This is a genomic window from Sphingomonas fucosidasi (assembly GCF_036663855.1).
In the GTDB taxonomy this organism is placed as follows: domain Bacteria; phylum Pseudomonadota; class Alphaproteobacteria; order Sphingomonadales; family Sphingomonadaceae; genus Sphingomonas; species Sphingomonas faeni_B.
The window spans coordinates 345,028-361,214 of sequence record NZ_JAXOJR010000001.1 but is presented as its reverse complement, the minus strand read 5'-3'; the positions used below and the strand labels follow the sequence as shown (position 1 = coordinate 361,214).

The window sequence follows — 16,187 nt, the reverse complement described above, 5'->3', positions numbered from 1 at the left end:
TGTAACGCACAATGTGACCGATAACGCCTAATCTATGATATCGTTCGATTTATTTAGCGAACGTCGGCCCTTGGATCGTCCTCCCGACCGCATTCTCTCAAGTAGAATGACGGCGACGACGACCAGCACAAAAACACCGATGAGAAATATAGCCGCATCCGAGCTCCAGTCTATATTTATCAGACGCATGGGGTTTGCTTACCAATTCGATAGTCTCAGCCATGACATAGCGCGAAGTAGCGCAATCTCCAACGCGAAGCTTTGCCGGTGCCGGTTAAGGGATCGTCGTCGTGCCGGCGTATCAGTCCCCCGCAAACGTGAGCGCCGACGTTTTCCGTTCGCGTTCGTTGATCAGCAGCGCACGGCCCGCCGGTGCGATCGAGCGTTGCGGGCAGTCGTTGCGGAAGCAGGCGCGGCAACCCAGGCCGATCGGCATCGCCCTTCCCGCCAGATCGAAACCGCTCGCCGCCGCGAGCACGCCGGCCTGCGATGCCGCCACGCCCAGGCCGATCGCGAACTCGGCATGGACCGCGCCGAAGCGACTGCCCTGCGGCGTAACCGTCCGCGCCATCGTCAGCCAGCGCGCGCCGTCCTCCAACTCGACGAGCTGGACCATCAGGCTGCCCGGCCGGTCGAACGCGTGGTGGAGCCGCCACAACGGACAGCGCCCCACCGCCTCGACCAGCGCCGCGCCGCTTGCGCCGGGGTAGCGCTTCGATGCCTGTCCCGCGCGGTCGATCCGGATCATGAAGAACGGGAGCCCGCGCGCGCCCACCCGCTGCAACGTCGTCAAGCGGTGCGCGACCTGTTCGAAGCCTGCACCGAACCGGCGTTGCAGAAGCTCGATATCGTACCCTGTCGTCTCGCACCCGCGCAGGAATCGGGCGTACGGCATCATCAGCGCTGCGGCGAAATAGCCGAGCAGGTGACGGCGATAGAGGCGCTCGGCGGCGCGATCGGTGAAGCCTGCGCCCTTCGCGAGCGCATCGATCTCCGCCTTCGCCTCGATCTGGCCGAGCTGGAAGGCGACCGCGAACGTCCGCGACGCGGGGTCGAGCATCTCGCTCAACTGCAACTGGCGCGCGTGGAGGTCGAGCCGGCGCAGCATGTCCGGCAGCACGTCGGCCGGCAGCACGCGGATCGTCAGGCCGTGTTTCGCGCGCAGTCGCTCGGCGATGGCGCCGTACAGGTCGCCCGCGCCGAGCCGCAGTTCGTCCGCCAGCGCCTCGGCCGCCGCGTCGAGATCGGCGAAGTGATTGCGCCAGCGCTCGATCTCGCGGCGCACGAGCGTCACCGGATCGTCGCCCGCCTCGACCACCGCGCCCCCACCGATCCGGTCGAACACGCGCGCGAACGCCGCCGCACCGCCGGGCGCGCTGGCGAGCCATTCCTCGACCTCGTTGCGATCGATCTCTAGGTCGGCGAACATCGGGTCAGCCAGCCGCCGCCGGATTGCCTCCGCGCCGCCGCCGGGCTCGGCCGCAGTGAGCGAACGCGGATCGAAGTCGAAGCTCTCCGCCAGCTTGATCAGCAATGTCGCCGACACCGGGCGCTGGTTGCGCTCGACCAGGTTCAGGTAGCTCGGGCTGATCGCCAGCATGTCGGCCATCGCCGCCTGCGTCAGCCCAGCGCCGCGCCGCAGACGACGGATCGCGTGCCCCGCCAGTAATTTCCGTTCCGCCATCCTGAAGCCCTCCTGTCACGATCTTTACAGGTCGACAGCTCAGATACAAGGACGGCGGACACCGCGACGCTGGCGTAACGCGGTCGCGCCTTCCAGCACGCCGGTGTTGCTCGCTATTGAATGCGTATCGCCTCTCTCGATACGCAGTCGCTGTAAAGAGAGAGACAAGACGAGCCATCGAAGGAGGCAAGCCATGCAGACCACCACCGAACAACCCCGCGCCCGCGCCGTCTTCTCGACCAACGATTTCGCGCTGATGAAGGAAGTGCTCGGCGAGATGATCAGCAAGACCTCGATCGACGACGCGCGGCTGATGCGGATGAGTGCGCTGTACCACCGCCTCGGCCGGCTCGGCTGATACGATTTACGCAGTTTCCTGGGGAGGAAAGGTGTCCGCCGGTGGCTCGTCCACCGGCGGGTATTCCTGTTTTGGCGCGGCTGCTGCACGTTGCACCCATCCGTCATCCTGACGAAAGTCAGGACCCAGGATTACAGGCGGATACGCTTGTGGCTCTGGGTCCTGACTTTCGTCAGGATGACGCAGCGCGAAGTAGCAAGTCGCACGCCGCAGCCGCATTCCAATTGCCGTCGCGCTTCGATTGCACCCCCCAACCTCTTGCGAAGCCGCCCCTTTCCAACCGCATCCCCTCGTGTAGGACGGCGGGATGGCCAAGACACTGACCGCTCGCATCAAGGACGACATCGTCCTCTATGGCGCCCTCGCCGCCAATCTCGGGATCGGCGTGGCGAAATTCGTCGCGGCCGGGATGACCGGTTCGTCGTCGATGCTGACCGAAGGCTTCCACTCGGTGGTCGACAGCGGCAACCAAGTGTTGCTGCTGTATGGCCAGGGCAAGGCCAAGCGTCCCGCCGACGAGGCGCACCCGTTCGGCTATGGCCGCGAGCTGTATTTCTGGGCGTTCGTCGTCGCGATCCTGATCTTCGCGATCGGCGCGGGCGTGTCGATCTTCGAGGGCTGGCGGCACATCCAGGACCCCGAGCCGCTGACGACCCCGACGATCAACTACATCGTGCTGGCGATCTCGTTCGCGCTCGAGGGCAGCAGCTGGACGATCGCGGTGCGGGAATTCTCGAAGACCAAGGGCGACATGGGCTGGTGGTCGGCGATCCACCGGTCGAAGGATCCCACCGGCTTCATCGTGCTGTTCGAGGATTCCGCGGCGCTGGCGGGCCTCGTCATCGCCGGGATCGGTATCTGGGCGAGCCACGCGTTCGACGATCCGCGCATCGACGGCGCCGCGTCGATCGCGATCGGGCTGATCCTCGCGCTGGTCGCCGTGCTGCTCGCGCGCGAATCGAAGGGCCTGCTGATCGGCGAGCGCGCCGACCCGGCGGTGATCGCCACGATCCACAAGATCGTTGCGGCGCATCCTGCGATCGTCTCGGTCAACCATGTCCGCACGGTCCATGCCGCGCCCGACAGCATCTTCGCCGCGATCAGCGCGGACTTCGACGATGCGGTGACGATGGGCGACGGCGAGACGATGATCGAGGCGATGGAGACCGAACTGCGCGCCGCCGTACCGACGCTGTCGTCGATCTATATCCGGCCCGAGAAGCGCGAGAACGCGACGCTTGCCCCGGCGCCAGCCTCCGGCGGCGGCGAAACTACCACGCAGCGCTGATGTAAATCGGACGCATGCCTCTGGTAAGGCTGGAGATTCGGCGATAGCCTCGGCCGATGAAGCCGCTGCTACGCCTGATCGCCCTGTTCTGCCTGTGCGTCGGATACGCACTGCCGGCGCAGGCTGCGGTCACGATCACGTTCTGGAGCCATGAACTCGGCAACAGTTTCCCGCACGCGTTCTTCACCTTGCGCGGGGTGCCCGATGCGGGCGGCGCGCGGGTCGACACGAATGCAGGCTTCACGGCGAAATCGGTATCGCCCGCGCTGTTGATGGGACCGGTCGCGGGCAAGCTCGACATCGCCAGGCCGAGCTATGTCGCGAGCAGCGACGCGCAATTCTCGGTGGTGATGACCGACGCGCAATACGTCGCCGTGCTGCGGCTGGTCGAGGCGTGGAGCGAGGGCAAGCCAGACAGCGTGTACCGTCTGGGCGACCATAATTGCGTCCACTTCGTCAAGGAAGCCGCGCGCCTGGTGGGGCTGTCCGCGCTCGATCAGCCCGGGTTGATGAAGAAACCGCGCTCGTATCTGAAGGCGGTGCTGGCCGGTAACGCCGGCCGCGTCACGCCGATCGAGATGCACGGCAGGCAGTATCTCACCAGCCTTGGCCCGATCGAGTCGCCCGGCGTAGCGGTCGCGACGGGAGCGGCCGCATCCGGCATGGTGACGACGACGGTTCCGGGCCACCTGCCCGCCGCTCGCTAGGACGCGGGGACCAGCTCGACCACGTCGAGGAGCGATTCGAACCGCGGATAGGGCAGCACCACGCGCCAGCGCTGCGGGGCGATCCGCTCGATCAGCCCGGCCATGTCGCGGTTGGCGTCGCGACCATAGCGCAGCGGCCGCGTCTCGTCGCCGAGCTCCATCGTTCCCAGGAAGATCGCCCGCGCATTGGTGTCGGCGAAGACCGAGCCGACCGGGCGCTGCGATCCGTCGAGCTTGACGAGGCTGACCACGCGCTCGCCATCGTCCTCGCTCGTGCCGATCCGGCAGGCGAACCAGCCCGAGGCCGTGAAGGTCGGGCCGATGCCCGCGCGAGCACCGAGCTTGTACGTGCGACACCGATACGCGCCCGCGGGTGGCAACGGGTCGACCAGCGAACGGTCGGGGTCGAACAGCACCGGATCGCGCGCGACCTCCTTCGGATCGACCTGCGCGAGCGCGGCGACCCAGGCGCCACGCCAGCCGCGCAGCCGCGCGCGATCCGCTGGGGTGGCTACCCGCCGCCAATCCAGGTTGGGCCGCGCGGCGCTGGCGTTCCCGACACCGGCCACGGTCGATCCACAGGCCACGACCATCATGCACGCGGCAGTTCCGAACCAGGTTCGCATCGTCTCGTGTCCCGTTGGCCTGCGCCAAGCTAAGCGCGTATCGCCTTGAACGGCAATGGTTTTCCGGGCGGCGGCGCGCCGATCGGTCACGCCGCCGTCCAGCCGCCATCCATCGACAGGTTCGCGCCGGTGATCGCCTTGGCCTCGTCGCGACACAGGAACAGCGCGAACGCCGCGACCTGCTCCGGCGTGACGAATTCCTTGGTCGGTTGCGCGGCAAGCAGGACGTCGTTCATCACCTGATCGCGCGTCATCCCCCGCGCCGCCATCGTGTCCGGAATCTGGTTCTCGACCAGCGGGGTCCAGACATAGCCGGGCGAGATGCAGTTGACGGTGATGCCGTCGGTCGCGGTCTCCAGCGCGATCGTCTTGGTGAGCCCGGCGATCGCGTGCTTGGCCATGACGTACGCCGACTTGTTGGGGCTCGCGACGAGCGAGTGCGCCGACGCGGTCGAGATGATCCGGCCCCAGCCCTTCGCGCGCATGTGCGGCACCGCGGCGCGCATCGTGTGCCACGCCGAGGACAGGTTGATCGCGATGATCGCGTCGAACTTGTCGATAGGAAAGTCGGCGATCCCGGCGACGTGCTGGATGCCCGCGTTGTTGACGACGATGTCGACGCTGCCGGTCTCACGCGCCGCCCGCTCGACCATCGCGGCGATTTCGTCGGGCTTCGTCATGTCGGCGGGATCGTAGAGCGCGGCGGCTCCGCTGACCTGCGCCAAGGCGGCGCGGTCCCGCTCGATCGCGTCCGCGTCGCCGAAGCCGTTGAGCACCACCGCGGCGCCCTGCGCCGCAAACGCCTTGGCGTAGGCCAGGCCGATCCCCGAGGTGGATCCGGTGATGACCGCGGTCTTGCCCTTCAGGAACATACGCACTCCCCCTATCGCTTTACGCGGCGGATTCGACCGCCGTGCAACTCTAGCGCCACCTTGCGCATTTCGTTCCCGAGAAGAAACGAAAAGGGGCATATTCATGCGGCTCGACGATTACGATCCGAACATCAACGTCGAGGACCAGCGCGGCTCGGGCGGCGGCGGCGGCGGTTTCGGCGGCGGTGGCGGCGGCCTGCTGATGGGGCTGTTGCCGATGATCGGCAGCCGATTCGGGTGCGGCGGGATCGTCGTCGTGCTGATCCTGATGGCAGTGTTCGGCGGCATGGGTGGCCTGGGCGGCCTGCTCGGCGGCGGACAGTCCTCTGCCCCGACCACACAGAGCGGAGCGCCGCGCGCCGGCACCGACACGACGTCGAGCTGCAACCTGACGCCCGAGAGCAAGGCGGCCTGCAACGCGTTCAGTTCGGCCGACAATACCTGGGAGGCGATCTTCGCCAAGAACGGCCAGCGCTTCGAAGCGCCCAAGCTGGTGTTCTTCGACGGCAATGGCCGTTCGGGATGCGGTGCCGCGCAGTCGGCGATGGGGCCGTTCTATTGCCCGACCGATCAGGGCATCTATCTCGACACGAGCTTCTTCAACGAGCTGTCGACCCGGTTCAAGGCGGACGGTGATTTCGCACAGGATTACGTGATCGCGCACGAGTTCGGTCATCATATCCAGAAGCTGCTCGGCACCAACGCGCAGGTCCAGCAGGCGCAGCGCCAGGCTAGCGAGACCGAAGGCAATGCGCTGTCGGTACGGTTGGAACTGCAGGCGGATTGCTATGCGGGCGTGTGGGCGGCGGCCAACCGGTCGCGACTCGAGGCTGGCGATATCCAGGAGGGCATGACGGCCGCGCAGGCGATCGGCGACGATACGCTGCAGAAGGAGTCGCAGGGGCGTGTGGTGCCGGATAGCTTCACGCATGGGACGTCGGCGCAGCGCCAGTCGTGGTTGAAGCGCGGGCTGGACAGCGGCGATCCGGCGCAGTGCGACACGTTCTCGGGCGCGATCTGAGCTGAACCTTTGAACCTCCCCCGCCAGGGGGGGGGGGGGCTGGCCTTTGCCAGACGGAGGGGGGAAAGGGATAACACCTGCTCCGTGTCCTCCCCCTCCGTCGCCTTCGGCGACACCTCCCCCTGGCGGGGGAGGATTGCGGGCTGCGATCCGAGTTCGATAACCGTCACCCTAGCGAAAGCTGGGGTATCCCTCGTGGTTCACGAAGTGTGCCTAACCGGGAGATCCCAGCTTTCGCTGGGATGACGGGGGGCTTGGGGACGACGGCGAGCCCCAAAAGACGATGGCGAGGCTCGGCGGCGACAGCATCGCGTACCTCGCGTCCTCAACCGACCGTCACGCCTTTCCAGAACGCATAGCGGTCCTTTATCTCGGCCGCGGCCGACTTCGGGTCCGGGTAATACCAGACCGCATCGATGTTGCGCTTGCCGTCGACGACCAGCGTCTTGTAGCTCGCCACACCCTTCCACGGGCAGTTCGAGTGCGTAGCGCTCTCCTCGAGCAGCGCCGGGTCGACGCTGTCGGCGGGGAAGTAGTGATTGCCTTCGACGACGACGGTATCGTCCGATCGCGCAATCTCGCGGCCATTCCATGTAGCGACAGGCATTCTACTCTCCTTCAGGCGTTGCCCAGCCCCGCCGCGTCATACCGCTCGGGCGTGAATCCTACCAGCAGCGTATCGCCGGCTTCGAGCACCGGACGCTTGATCATCGACGGTTGCGCCAGCATCAGCGCCACCGCGCGATCGGCGCTCATGTCGGACCGCTCGGCCTCGGGGAGCTTGCGAAACGTGGTGCCGTTGCGGTTGAGCAGAACCTCCCAGCCCGACATCCCGATCCAGCGCCGCAACCGATCCTCCGTGATGCCGACCTTCTTGTAATCGTGGAACACGTACGTGACGTCCTGCGCATCAAGCCAAGCGCGCGCCTTCTTCATCGTGTCGCAGTTCGGAATTCCGTATAGTTCGACCGTCACGTATCCATCCTCAATCGTTGCCAGCGCTTAGACCGTCGGCGTGACCGGTCCGACTTGCCAATAGGTCGCGTACCGTTCGTGCGCGATCCGGTGATACGGGACCAGGCGGACAGGACGGCCGTCTGCAGCGGGGATCGTGAACTCCAGCGTGCGCTTGGTCGGGCGGATCGCCTGCGCGAGCGTCTCGGGATCACCCGTCAATCTGGGCGGCGTGAACGCGGTCGCGTTATAGTCGCCATATTTACGCTCGTTGGTGACGATGTCCGCGCCCGGCGCCAGCCCGTCCTGTCCGAACGCGCCTGCCAGTACCAGCGGACCGACGGTGAAGGCGACGATATCCGGGGCGGTTGGCAGGCGTTCGGCGACCGGATCCATATCCAGACGCACTTCCACCACATCGCCGTTCCGCCAGACGCGGGCGATCTCCAGATACCGACCGGGAACGCTCGACCGCATGGCCTCGACGCCGTTGATCAGGACGATCGCGGTGCCGCTCCAGCCGGGATGGCGCAATTTGAGCGCCAGTTCGGCCGGCGACTTCAGCGTCCAGCGCAAGCTTGTCGTGGAGGTTTCGGGGAACGCGGTCGTCTGCGTCAGGACTGCGCCTTTCTCCCGCCACCGGACCGCGGACGGCACGAACAGGTTCACATACAGCGCGCGGTCGTCATGGAAGTAGATCGAATCGCGATACTTGACGTGGTTCTCCATCCCCGTGCCCGTGCAGCACCAGAACGCCGTCTCGGGAGCATGATACAGCTTCATGTAACCGGGCCGCGCACCCTGGAAATACGTCGCCATGCCGGTATCGGGATCCTGCGACGCCAGGATTCCGTTATACAACGTCCGCTCGTAATAATCGGCGTAGCGCGCCTGTGGATCGTGCAGAAACAGCGCTCGGGTCAGTTTCAGCATATTGTGCTGGCAGCAGGTCTCGGACCCCTTGGCCGAGAAAACGTGCTTGCCGAAATCCGCGACGGGAAAGAAATGCTCGTTGTCGCCGTGCCCGCCGGTCGCGAACGACCGGGTCAGCGCTACCGTATTCCAGAAAAACTCCGAGGCCGTGCGGTATTTAGCGTCACCGGTGATCTCCCACACACGCTGGAACCCGATGATCTTGGGCACCTGCGTATTGGCATGAAGTCCGTCGAGATGATCGCGGTTCTGGGCCAAGGGCGCGAGGATCGCCTTGTGCGAGAATCGTTCGGCCATCGTGCGATATTCGGCGGTGCCGGTCATCGTGTAGAGATCGGCGAACACCTCGTTCATGCCGCCATGCTCGGTGTCGAGCATCGTCTCGAACTGCGCCGGGCTGAGCGGTCGGCTCGCCACGACCGCCCAATCCGCCAGCCGCATCAGTACCGCACGCGCCGTATCGCTGTCCGCCAATACCGCGGAATCCCGCAAGCCTGCATAGACCTTGTGAAGCGTATACCAGGGCACGCCGGTAATCGGTTCGCCACGCAGATGGGCCGCCACCAGCGCCGGCCCATCGGGGAAGGCACAGACCAGGCCGGTGCCCGACGCCGCCTGGCAGGCTGCAAGATCGTCGGCGATATGTTCGATCCGCGCCTTGAACCGCTTATCGCCGGTGGCGCGATAGGCGAGCGCGCAGGCCGACAGATAATGCCCGAGCGTGTGCCCGTGGCAGTTGATGTCCGCCCACATCGGATCCGATTCCCAGCCGCCATAGACCGGCGCCTTGGGCGGCAATCCAGCATTCACGCGGAAATTGTGGAGCATCCGATCGGGGTCGAGCGACAGGAGATACGCTTCGGTCTTGCGCTGCGCGTGCAGGAACGGTCCCTCGCCGAGCGTCACATCGGCCATGTCGAACGGACGCAGCGACGCCGTCGGCACCCCCGGCGCCTTAACGGGGGTTGCGGCATAGACGGCGTTGGCGGTGGCCGCCAACGGCCCCGCCAGCAGCGCGCTTTTGCCGACGCTCGTCAGGAAATGACGACGCGATTGTCCGGCAGGCGACGGATCGGTCATGGCAGCACCCTCTTCTCGACATTCTATTTGTCTGAGTAGGTAGAGCATGCTGCAGCCCGCTGCGCAACCGTCGCGGGGGCGGTCAGCGCGAGGCGATGGGGGCGGCCACCTGGGGCACTTCCGCTTGTCGCCAGCGGCGATAGCCGATCACCGCGAGCGCGATCATCGCCGCGTACAAGCCCGCGGTCAGCGTCAGGCCTTTGACCAGGAACATCCCGACATAGAGAATGTCGACTGCGATCCAGAGCAGCCAGTTGGCGGTGTGGCGGCGTGCGGTCCAATATTGCGCGACGAGGCTGAAGCTGCTGAGCGCGGCGTCCATCCATGGCAGCGCGGCGTCGGTGTAGCGGCTCATGAACCAGCCGATCGCGACGGCGCCGGCCGCGCCCGCGGCGAGACTCGCGATCGCGTGCGCGGGGCGAAGCGGGACCACGACGACGTCGCCGGTGGCGTCCTTGCCGCGGGTCCAGGCGACCCAGCCATAGAGGATCGCGAGCCCGAACAGCGCTTGCAGGACCATGTCGGCATAGAGCCGGACGTCGAGGAACAGCTTGAAATAGAGCCCGCAGGCGATGAGGTTGACCGGCCAGCACAGCATGCGGCGCGTCGCGGTCAGCCAGATGCCCGTGACGCTCACCGCGACCGCGACGATCTCGAACGCGGTCATTGGGAATGAGCCCCGGCTTCGATCGCGCGAAGGAAATCCTGCCCTGGGGTAGACAAAAACCACTCGGCGTGGCCGATCACATACCCGTCCCAGGCGAGCCCGGCAGATGCCGGGTCTTCGACCACTGCGGTGAAGTAATCGATCTCCGACAGCGCGAACTCGAGGTGGACCAGCGGCAACACGCGAACGACCGCGGCAATGTCGGCGCGAGCGAGCGGCGCGGTGGTGGCGTAGCCCGCAAGCAGCGCCAATGCTGCCTCTGGATCGCCGATGTCGTCGGTCCCCTGCCCTAGGTCGAGCCAGCGAACGGCGGTGCGCTCGATCGCGGTGGCGATGTCGTGCACGGCGCAGGTCCGGTCGGCGAGTCCGAAGTCGAACGCGGTTCGGACACTGCCGCCGTTCGTCCAGAGCAGGTTGGAGGGGTGCCAGTCGTTGTGCGTCCACAGCGGCGTTTGCTCGGCAAGCAGAGGGGCCAACCCCTGCCCCAAGGCTTCGAACAGCCTCGCGAGCTCGCGTCGCCAAGGCTTGGATTCGAGGAACGCGGCCAGCGCGGGACGGGCCGCGACATAGGCTTCGGCTGCGGCGAGCGGATCGGCGGCGGGGAGGATGGTGAAGCTGGCAACCAGTGGCTGCGGTCGGCGGGCCGGCGCGCTGAAACTGCGCGCCGCCTCATGTAAATTCGCGAGCGCGACACCGGCGGCATGGGCATGCGCGTGCGAGGCGAACGGCGTCCATGACAGGCTGTTGCGGTACAGGTCCGCACCCGGCGCCGCACGGTGCAGTTCGTACGACCAGGCGCCGCTCGTCACCGCCGTCGCGCCGTCTGCGGTTGCCATCACCTCGGGTACCGACATGCCCGCGCCGGCGAGGTGCGCGATGAACGCGTGCTCCTCCGCCAGTCCCTCGATCGAGCGGACGCTGCGGTGGTGGCGCTTCAACAGGAACGCGCCCTGCGTCGTGTGCGCCAGCGTCGCGGCGGAGAACGGTCGCGGGGAATGCCAGTGCAGCCCGGTCAGCCGCCCTGCCGCCGGAAAGCGGGCGATCACCGCATTCGCCTCGTCGGCGGTGATCGCGGGCCAGGTCGGCGCCTCCATCGCGGTGCCCATGCCGTGGACCAGATGCGCAGGCTGCGTCGCCATCTCAGAATGCCCGCGAGATCGTCGCCATGACCGCCGCACCGCTGCCGATATAATAGGCCGGGGGGGAGCCTGCGATGACCGTGCCGTTGCGGCCGATCGTGTCCTGCGCGTTGGTGCTGACCGACTGGACGCCGGCGAGGACGTGCGGATCGGTGACGTTGATCGCGTTGACGCGCAGATCGGTGCGCTTGCCGTCGAGCCAGTCGGCGAGGTGCATGCCGACCGACAGATCGAGCGTCGCATAGCCCTTGATCCGCTCGTCGTTCATGAAGCTCGCATATTGCCGGCCGATATATTTCGACGCGACGCTGCCGAAGAACCGGCCATCGTCATAGATCCCGCCGGCACCGAACTGGACGGTGGGACTGGAGACCGCGTGCTTGCCCTTGGTCGGCAGGAAGTCCGCGCCGACGGGCAGGTCGTCGTCGATCCGCGCGCGCAGATATTCGCCCGAAAGGTAGAGGCTGACGCCTGCGACCGGGCGATAGTCGATCTCCGCATCCACCCCGTACGAGGTCTGGCCGCCGGCGTTGAGCGTCGCGTTGACCTGCGCGCCGCCCTGGTCGAGCACGGTGGCGAGTTGTCGGTTGCGGAACTTGTAGTGGAAGCCGGTCACCGAGGCGGAGAGCTGTTCGCCGATGAAGCGATAGCCGATCTCCTGCGAGACCGAATATTCGTTCTTGAGCGCGTTCGTCCCGCGCACGACGACTTCGCCGCCGAAATAGCTGTTGTAGAGCGTGAATTCGTTGGGCGTGCGGAAGTTGGTGGTGATGTTGGCGAACAGCTGTTGGCGATCGTCGAGCCGGTAGTGGATCGCGGCGCGCGGCAATGCGGCGAAACTGTCGTTGCGGACCTTGTCCTGCGGTCCAGGCAAATAGGTGCGGCCGTTGCGCAGCACGTTGACGCCCTTGAACCCGGCGTCGATCGTCAGCCGCGGCGTCAGCGCGATGCTGTCGGCGAGGAAGAAGCCCTTCGTGACCGTGACGGTGCGCTGGTTCTCATAGGCGAGCAGGCGGCCGTCGGCGGTGCGGATCGCTTTCGCGCGATACCCCCAGCGGTCGAACGGCTGCCCATCGGCGTCGATCGACGTGTACGACTGGGTGACGCGATCGGTGCCATAATCGAACCAGAGCCCGGCGGTCAGCGTGTGCATGCCTGTCTTGAAGGTGAGCTTGCTGACGTTGCCGGTCCGCATCTGGTCGCCGGTGTAATTGCCGAGCACGGTCGCGACGCCGTCGACTGCGCCGGGCAGCGCGATCGGCTGGGCGAGTGCCTCGGTGCCGAGGAAATTGCCTTCGGTGGTCAGCTGCGTCCCGTAGGGCGAGTTGCCGTAACCGAACTGGAGATAGGTGGTGCTGTCGAGCGCAAGCCGATCGTTCAGCACGAGGTGCACCGGCGCGGAGGCGTAGAGATTGCGGAACGGCGCGCGGTACAGCCGCCAATAGTTGGTGTTCCCTGCCGTGTAGCGCTCGTCGAAATTGAAATCGCGGCCCTGCGCGTTCCACTCGGCGAGCGTCGGGCTTGGGTAGCTCGACGAGTTCGCGTCGTTGTAGGAGAGCGCGAGGCTGGCGCGGTTGCCGGCGCCCCATTCGCTGAGGATCTTGGCGTCGATGTGCTGGCGCGTGTCGTAGCCCGCCCCCCGCCAATTGTCCGCGCGCGTGTTCGAATAGGACAGGAACGCCTTCAGCCCGGTGTTGCCGATCGTCCCGCTATCGATCCGGACGAACGCGCGCCGCGCCGCGTAGCTGCCGAGCGACAGGTCGACCAGCGCGCCGGGACGCGCCTTCGGATCGTCGAGCGATAGCGACAGTAAACCGCCTGCACCGCCGAGCGTCGGGGAATCGATATCGACCGAGCCTTGGGCGAGCGAGATGCGCTTGAGGTTCTCTGGGTCGGCGAACTGCGAGGGGTAGGCGTAGTAATAGCCGATGTCGTTCTGCGGTGCGCCCTCCATCAGCACGCCGATCTCGTCCTGGCCGAGACCGCGCAGCGTCAGGCTGGAGCTCGTCGACAGGCCATAGGGATCGCTCGACGCGACGTTCGCACCGGGGAGCAGCGTGACGAGCTGGAACGCGTTGAGCGTCGGTGCCTGCTTGTTGATGAAGTCGGCGGAGATCGCGCTCTGCGCGCGCGGGACCTTCTGGTCGGGCAGCAGCCCTGCCGGGTCCTGCTTGCCGACGACGCGGATTTCTGCGGGTTCGACCGGGTCAGCCACCTGCGCACCTGCCGACGATGCGGCGAAGGTTGTTACGACCAGGCCTAAAAGCCTGCGCTCGCGCGCGGCGGACATTATACGAAAACCAGCACTGAAAAAAATCACGTCCACTCCAATCGGAGGGACGACGGGCCAGCCGCAGACCCTCCCTACGCCGGTATAAGCCGGATCAGGTTCAGCGGGTCATGGGCTGCAGCCCACCTCTCAGCCGCGCATCAGCGGCCCCCCGGGGATGCCCGTCGCTTAGGTGGTCGTGTCGGCATTGGAAAGCGCTAACCTTTTGAACAGGGTGATCCCGGTTTCCTTCGACGGGATCATTGCGCCGTGCAGCACGGAATCCAGACTGGGCTTCGACGTCGCACGAGATGGTGCGACGAGCGCAGGGCAGTTGCGCAGCGCGTTTTGCCGACCATCGCACGGATATTGCTAGCGGACGAAATATGCGTCAGCTTGCCGGCTGCGCGACGGGGGCACCTTCGTGCACGCCGACCGGAGGCGATGTCGTCCGGCTTGCTTTATCGATCAGCGTTCAACCCGGGGGTTGCCCCTTCTCGTCCAGGAGTTTCGATGCCGTTCACCCACATTCCCCGCCTATCGCTCGGCGTCGCCGTGCTCGCCTTGTCGGCGTCGGCCGTCGCGCAGACCCAATCCACACCGGCGGCGCCACAAGCCTCGACCGGCACGCGCTACGGGACGTTCGGGATCGACCTGACCGCGGCCGACAAGGCGGTGAAGCCGGGTGACGATTTCTGGACGTATGCGAACGGCAACTGGAACAAGCGGACCGAGATCGCCGCCGATCGCACCTCAGCGGGCGGCAGCGTCATTCTCGCCGACCAGGCCGAGCAGCAGGTCCGCACGATCCTCGACGACGCCGCGCGTGATCCGGCCGCGGTCGGCCCCGGCGCGAAGCAATTCGGCGACCTGTATGCAAGCTTCATGGACGAAGCCGCGATCGAACGCGCCGGGGCTGCACCGCTGAAGCCGTATTTCGCGAAAATCGATGCGGCCGGCGACAAGCAGAAGCTGCAAACGCTGTTCTCAACGGTCGGCTATGCCGCGCCGGTCGAGGTCGGCCAGTTGCCCGATCCAGCCGATCCGAAGCGCTATTCAGTCGCCGCCGGCCAAGGTTCGCTCGGTATGGGCGGTCGCGATTACTATCTCGAACAGGGTCCGAAATACGATACCTTCCGCACCGCCTATCGTGCGTATGTCGAGAAGATGCTGACCTTGTCCGGGATCCCGGACGCGTCGGCCAAGGCGGATCGGATCGTCGCGTTGGAAACGGCGATGGCGAAGGTGCAATGGTCGCCGGTCCAGTCGCGTGACCTCAAGGCGATGCTCAAGCCCATGGATGCGGCAGGTCGCAAGGCACTGGCCCCCGAATTCGACTGGCCTTTGCTGCTGTCGACCGCGGGCTATGGCAATTTCCCGATCGTCTACATGACCAATTCGACCGCGCTGACCGAACTGGGCAAGATCTTTGCGGCGACGCCGGTATCGACGTGGCAGGACTGGATGAAGTTCCGTCTCGCCTCGGCCAGCTCCGCCGTGTTGCCCAAGGCGTTCGATCAGGCGACGTTCGATTTCTACGGCAAGACGCTCGCCGACCAGCCGCAGCAGCGCGCGCGGTGGAAGCGCGGCATCGCGCTGGTCAACGGGACGATGGGCGAGGCGGTCGGCGAAGTCTATGTGAAGCGCCATTACCCGCCCGAGAGCGAAGCGAAGATGGGCGAGCTGATCGCCAATCTGCGCGCCGCGTACAAGGAGCGGATCACCGCGAACACCTGGATGGACCAGGCGACCAAGACGCAGGCGCTGGCCAAACTCGCCGCGTTCGATCCGCGGATCGGGCATCCGGTCAAGTATATCGACTATGCATCGTTGCAGGTCGTTCGCGGCGATCCGGTCGGCAATGCGATGCGCTCGGGCGAGTTCCAGCACCAGCTCGAACTGTCGCGGCTCGGCAAGCCGGTCGATCGCACGCTGTGGGGCATGACGCCGCAGACCGTGAACGCCTATTATGACCCGCTCAACAACCAGATCACTTTCCCGGCGGCGATCCTGCAGCCCCCCTATTTCGATCTGAAGGCGGATGCCGCGGTGAATTACGGGGCGATCGGGGCGATCATCGGGCACGAGATGGGGCATGGCTTCGACGACCAGGGCAGCCAGTTTAGTGCGTCCGGCAAGTTCGAGAACTGGTGGACGCCGGAGGCACGAGCGGCGTTCACGCAGCGCACCGCCGCGCTGTCGAAACAATATGACGCGTATGAGCCGATCCCCGGCGTGCATGTGAAGGGCGCGCTGACGCTCGGCGAGAATATCGGCGATCTCGGCGGCGTCGAGACCGCCTATGCGGCGTATCAGAAATACCAGGCGGATCACGGCAAGGCGCCGGTGATCGGCGGATTGACCGGCGACCAGCGGTTCTTCCTGGCTTATGCGCAGGCATGGCAGGCGAAACTGCGCGAAGGCGCGGCGCGGGCGCGGCTGCTGACCGATCCGCATTCGCCACCCTTCTACCGGGTCAACGGCATCGTCCGCAACGTCGACGCATGGTACACGGCGTTCGGCGTAAAGCCGGGTAACGCGTTGTACCTGGCGCCCGCACAGCGCGTCCATATCTGGTAACCAGGCGGG

The 16,187-nt window shown here is 66.0% G+C and carries 14 protein-coding genes and 1 riboswitch; of the genes, 5 read left to right on the top strand and 9 right to left on the bottom strand.

The window, feature by feature from the left end:
- Positions 1 to 301 precede the first annotated feature (301 nt).
- Positions 302 to 1,684 carry a helix-turn-helix domain-containing protein gene (locus U1737_RS01690; protein WP_332795348.1) on the bottom strand — a complete coding sequence of 461 codons (1,383 nt, stop codon included), beginning with the start codon at positions 1,682 to 1,684 and terminating at the stop codon, positions 302 to 304.
- 193 nt (positions 1,685 to 1,877) lie between these two features.
- Between U1737_RS01690 and U1737_RS01685 the strand changes: the two genes are divergently transcribed.
- From U1737_RS01685 to U1737_RS01675, 3 genes are all read left to right on the top strand, one after another.
- Entirely contained in the window at positions 1,878 to 2,042 is a 165-nt protein-coding gene (locus tag U1737_RS01685) for a hypothetical protein (RefSeq protein ID WP_167398800.1), read from the top strand.
- A gap of 307 nt (positions 2,043 to 2,349) precedes the next feature.
- A complete protein-coding gene (locus U1737_RS01680) occupies positions 2,350 to 3,330 on the top strand; it encodes a cation diffusion facilitator family transporter (protein ID WP_332795347.1) in 981 nt (326 codons plus the stop codon).
- A 56-nt stretch (positions 3,331 to 3,386) separates the two neighbouring features.
- Complete coding sequence (locus tag U1737_RS01675) at positions 3,387 to 4,037, top strand: nuclear transport factor 2 family protein (RefSeq protein WP_332795346.1); 651 nt, start codon at positions 3,387 to 3,389, stop codon at positions 4,035 to 4,037.
- Here U1737_RS01675 and U1737_RS01670 read toward each other — a convergent pair.
- Positions 4,034 to 4,663: a DUF4893 domain-containing protein gene (locus tag U1737_RS01670; protein WP_248520914.1), complete on the bottom strand. Its 630-nt coding sequence runs from the start codon at positions 4,661 to 4,663 to the stop codon at positions 4,034 to 4,036. The two genes, U1737_RS01675 and U1737_RS01670, sit on opposite strands and share 4 nt — an antisense overlap.
- Before the next feature lie 86 nt (positions 4,664 to 4,749).
- Positions 4,750 to 5,535 carry a 3-hydroxybutyrate dehydrogenase gene (locus U1737_RS01665; RefSeq protein WP_332795630.1) on the bottom strand — a complete coding sequence of 262 codons (786 nt, stop codon included), beginning with the start codon at positions 5,533 to 5,535 and terminating at the stop codon, positions 4,750 to 4,752.
- A 103-nt stretch (positions 5,536 to 5,638) separates the two neighbouring features.
- Here U1737_RS01665 and ypfJ point away from each other — a divergent pair, with 103 nt between their 5' ends.
- Complete coding sequence (gene ypfJ / locus U1737_RS01660; RefSeq protein ID WP_248520915.1) at positions 5,639 to 6,556, top strand: KPN_02809 family neutral zinc metallopeptidase; 918 nt, start codon at positions 5,639 to 5,641, stop codon at positions 6,554 to 6,556.
- 325 nt (positions 6,557 to 6,881) lie between these two features.
- On the opposite strand, the gene U1737_RS01655 is transcribed toward ypfJ, so the two are convergent.
- From U1737_RS01655 to U1737_RS01630, 6 genes are all read right to left on the bottom strand, one after another.
- Positions 6,882 to 7,163 (bottom strand): DUF427 domain-containing protein, encoded by a 282-nt coding sequence (locus tag U1737_RS01655; protein WP_248520916.1) that lies wholly within the window; start codon positions 7,161 to 7,163, stop codon positions 6,882 to 6,884.
- An 11-nt stretch (positions 7,164 to 7,174) separates the two neighbouring features.
- Entirely contained in the window at positions 7,175 to 7,531 is a 357-nt protein-coding gene (locus U1737_RS01650) for an ArsC family reductase (protein ID WP_332795345.1), read from the bottom strand.
- A 27-nt stretch (positions 7,532 to 7,558) separates the two neighbouring features.
- Positions 7,559 to 9,523 (bottom strand): glycoside hydrolase family 127 protein, encoded by a 1,965-nt coding sequence (locus tag U1737_RS01645; protein WP_332795344.1) that lies wholly within the window; start codon positions 9,521 to 9,523, stop codon positions 7,559 to 7,561.
- Between the two features lie 82 nt (positions 9,524 to 9,605).
- Positions 9,606 to 10,190, bottom strand: coding sequence for a nicotinamide riboside transporter PnuC (pnuC, locus tag U1737_RS01640; RefSeq protein WP_332795343.1), 585 nt, complete (start codon positions 10,188 to 10,190; stop codon positions 9,606 to 9,608).
- Positions 10,187 to 11,329 (bottom strand): phosphotransferase enzyme family protein, encoded by a 1,143-nt coding sequence (locus tag U1737_RS01635; protein ID WP_332795342.1) that lies wholly within the window; start codon positions 11,327 to 11,329, stop codon positions 10,187 to 10,189. The genes pnuC and U1737_RS01635 overlap by 4 nt, the downstream gene beginning before the upstream one ends.
- Before the next feature lies 1 nt (position 11,330).
- Complete coding sequence (locus U1737_RS01630; protein WP_332795629.1) at positions 11,331 to 13,619, bottom strand: TonB-dependent receptor; 2,289 nt, start codon at positions 13,617 to 13,619, stop codon at positions 11,331 to 11,333.
- Positions 13,620 to 13,673: 54 nt separating this feature from the next.
- Positions 13,674 to 13,783: riboswitch (TPP riboswitch) on the bottom strand.
- Positions 13,784 to 14,111: 328 nt separating this feature from the next.
- Between U1737_RS01630 and U1737_RS01625 the strand changes: the two genes are divergently transcribed.
- Positions 14,112 to 16,178 carry a M13 family metallopeptidase gene (locus U1737_RS01625; RefSeq protein ID WP_332795341.1) on the top strand — a complete coding sequence of 689 codons (2,067 nt, stop codon included), beginning with the start codon at positions 14,112 to 14,114 and terminating at the stop codon, positions 16,176 to 16,178.
- The last annotated feature ends 9 nt before the right edge of the window (positions 16,179 to 16,187 follow it).